At 65.8% G+C, this 2,768-nt stretch carries 3 protein-coding genes; all 3 read left to right on the forward strand.

Going from position 1 to position 2,768, the window contains the following annotated elements; all coding sequences use genetic code 11:
- Positions 1-366 precede the first annotated feature (366 nt).
- From yqeC to H5T60_13835, 3 genes are read left to right on the forward strand one after another with little or no spacing between them, the layout of a single operon-like run.
- Complete coding sequence (gene yqeC / locus H5T60_13825) at positions 367-1,185, forward strand: putative selenium-dependent hydroxylase accessory protein YqeC (GenBank protein MBC7243511.1); 819 nt, start codon at positions 367-369, stop codon at positions 1,183-1,185.
- Complete coding sequence (locus H5T60_13830) at positions 1,185-1,838, forward strand: nucleotidyltransferase family protein (protein ID MBC7243512.1); 654 nt, start codon at positions 1,185-1,187, stop codon at positions 1,836-1,838. The genes yqeC and H5T60_13830 overlap by 1 nt, the downstream gene beginning before the upstream one ends.
- A gap of 38 nt (positions 1,839-1,876) precedes the next feature.
- Positions 1,877-2,731, forward strand: coding sequence for an HAD family hydrolase (locus tag H5T60_13835; protein ID MBC7243513.1), 855 nt, complete (start codon positions 1,877-1,879; stop codon positions 2,729-2,731).
- The last annotated feature ends 37 nt before the right edge of the window (positions 2,732-2,768 follow it).

Genomic DNA, 2,768 nt, shown 5'->3' on the forward strand with positions numbered 1-2,768 from the left:
GTCCCAGGCCGCGGCATGCCCCACCCCACCCACCTGCCCCAGCACAGAAAGGTGGAACGGCTCCTGTGCCTTCGAGGGAGCGGCGGGCAGGAGAAGCCTCCAGCAAAGCAGAATCACGCCGGCCAGCCGCAGATACCACCTTTTATTTCGCAGTGTGTCCATATGCACCCCCAGCCCATTGCGCTCGAGCGCATCATAGCAAACGCATAATGGCATGTCAAAGCGCTTTCCTTCGGGTAGCCGTCGGCCTGGCGGGTGACCGTTGCCTTTGGGGCGGCATATCCACGCCGTGAATTGGCATTCTTGCGCCGGCCTATGTTATACTTGCTATTGTTGCTGGAAGGTTACATTCCGGAGAGGGATTCCGTGGCACTGGCAGACGCACTGCGCATCCGACCAGGAGATATCGTCTGTTTTGTGGGCGCCGGCGGCAAAACCACCGCGATGATGAAGCTTGCCTCCGAGCTGGTGGGGCGGGACTACCGCGTCCTAGTGACCACCACCACCAAAATCCTGGAGCCAGAGCCGGCGCCCGACGAGCGGCTGGTGCTGGCACCGTCGCTCGAAGAGGCACTCCAGGAAGTGCCGGCCCAGTTCGAAGAGGCGCCGGTGGTCATCCTGGCCCAGAAGCGGCTGAGCAAAGCAGAGGGAGATGTCGCCGCATTGGGCAAGGACTATCCTATTGCGGTGAGGCCGTATAAACTGGAAGGCATCCCCCCGGAGTGGGTCGAACCTTTGGCGCGGCACAGCGGCGCCGATGTGGTGCTGGTGGAGGCCGACGGCGCCGCACACCGCATGCTGAAGACCCCTAACGTCCATGAGCCGGTCATACCCCCCTGCGCCACGCTGGTCGTGCCTATGGCGGATGCGGAGGTGCTCGGCCGGCCGCTGACCGACGAATACGTCCATCGGCCGGCCTTGCTGGCGGACCTGGCCGGCGTGCCCCTCGGTCAGGCCGTTGCCCCTGAGGTGCTGGCAATCGCCATAGCTCACCCGCAGGGCGGGCTGAAAGGGGTGCCGGCCGGCGCGCGCGTCGTCCCACTGCTGACCACGCACTCCCCCAACACCCGGTTCGTCGCCCTGGATCATGCCATCCGGCTCATCCTGCTCAGCCCGCATGTACACCATGTGGTGGTAGCCCATCTCCGCTCCAACCCGATTCGTTGGGAGATATACACACGGTGATGAGCGAGCAGAGCACGGGAGAAATATCCGAACGCACCATCCGCCGGCCGCATGTGGATGCGGTCGTGCTGGCCGCCGGCGGCGCCAACCGCTTCGGCGCACCCAAACTGCTCCTCCCGCTCCCCGGCCCAACCGCCCGCCCGCTCATCACCCACGTGGTGGATGCGGTCCTTGCCAGCGGTGTGCATCGGGTCATCGTGGTGCTGGGGGCATCCGCCTCGCAAGTGCGGGAAGCGCTCGCCGGCCGAGACCTGACGCTGGTGGAAAATCCGCGCTGGCCCGAGGGGATGAGCACCTCGTTGCAGGCCGGCCTGGCCGCTGTCTGTCCTGATGCGGACGGCGTGCTGTTCGTGCTCGGGGACCAGCCCGGCCTGCAAGGGAAGCACATTCACGCCCTGCTGGAGGCCTTCGCTCGCACGCCGGCAGATATCGTCTACCCCACCTTCCGCGGCCGGCGCGGCAACCCGGCCCTCATGGCACGCAGTACTTTTCCGGCCCTCCAGGAGCTGGCCGGCGATCATGGGGGGCGCGTCCTCATCGCATCCGGGCGCTTTCAGACCCTGGCGGTGGAGATGGAGGACGCCGGCGTGCTGGTAGACATTGATACCCCAGCCGACTGGGAACGCTGGCAAAGCCAGCAGATGGCCGGGTAAAAAGCCGCATCACGACAAACTCTCTTTTGGAGCAGTCCATGTGCGCGTCCCATAATTCGAACCCTCTGGCCCAACTCGCCGGCATCCAGGGATGGCTTATTGACCTGGACGGCGTCATCTACCGCGGCGACCAACTGCTGGCCGGCGCGCCCGAATTCGTGACCGCCCTGCGGGAGGAGCGGGTTCCCTTCCTGTTCCTGACCAACAATTCCTCGCGCACGCCGGCGCAGTACGCCGAGCGCCTGACCCGCATGGGCATCCCCGCCGGCCCCCAGGATTTCTACACCTCCTCCCTGGCCACCGCGGAGTATCTGGCACGTCAAGCCCCGCCCGGGACGCCCATCTTCGTCATCGGCATGGACGGCATCCGCCAGGCCCTGGAGGAGGCCGGCTTTCGCATCACCTCGGACCCGTACGAGGCCGCCTACTGCGTGGTGGGCTACGACAACTGCATCACCTACCAGGACCTGGCCCTGGCCACCCGCGCTGTTTTCGCCGGCGCCCGCCTGATCGGCACCAATCCCGACCCCACCCTGCCGGTCGAGGACGGCTTCATCCCGGGGGCCGGCTCCATCCTGGCCGCCGTCGCCACCGCCGCCGGCGTCAACCCGTTGGTCATCGGCAAACCGGAACCAACCATACTCTCCCTGGCCCTGGAACGCCTGGGGGTGCCGGCAGAACGGGCCGCCATCGTCGGTGACCGGCTGAGCACCGATGTCGCCGGCGGCCTGCGCCTGGGGCTGTTCACGGTGCTGGTGCTCACCGGCAGTACCAGCCGGCAGGACGCCGAACGATCCACCGTCCAACCTCATCTCATCGTGGAGGACCTGGTGGAACTTTTATCCCTCTGGAAACGTCGGCATAACTTGCCGACAACTGCCTTGGCGGAATGAGATAGCAGAGAGCGAAACATGGAAGGTAAAGCCCTGT

The organism is Anaerolineae bacterium, assembly GCA_014360855.1.
Lineage (GTDB): Bacteria > Chloroflexota > Anaerolineae > JACIWP01 > JACIWP01 > JACIWP01.

Bases quoted from the DNA above. Each gene is read 5' to 3' on its own strand.
- H5T60_13830 (MBC7243512.1), top strand. From the start codon at position 1,185: ATGAGCGAGCAGAGCACGGGAGAAATATCCGAACGCACCATCCGCCGG.
- H5T60_13835 (MBC7243513.1), top strand. From the start codon at position 1,877: ATGTGCGCGTCCCATAATTCGAACCCTCTGGCCCAACTCGCCGGCATC.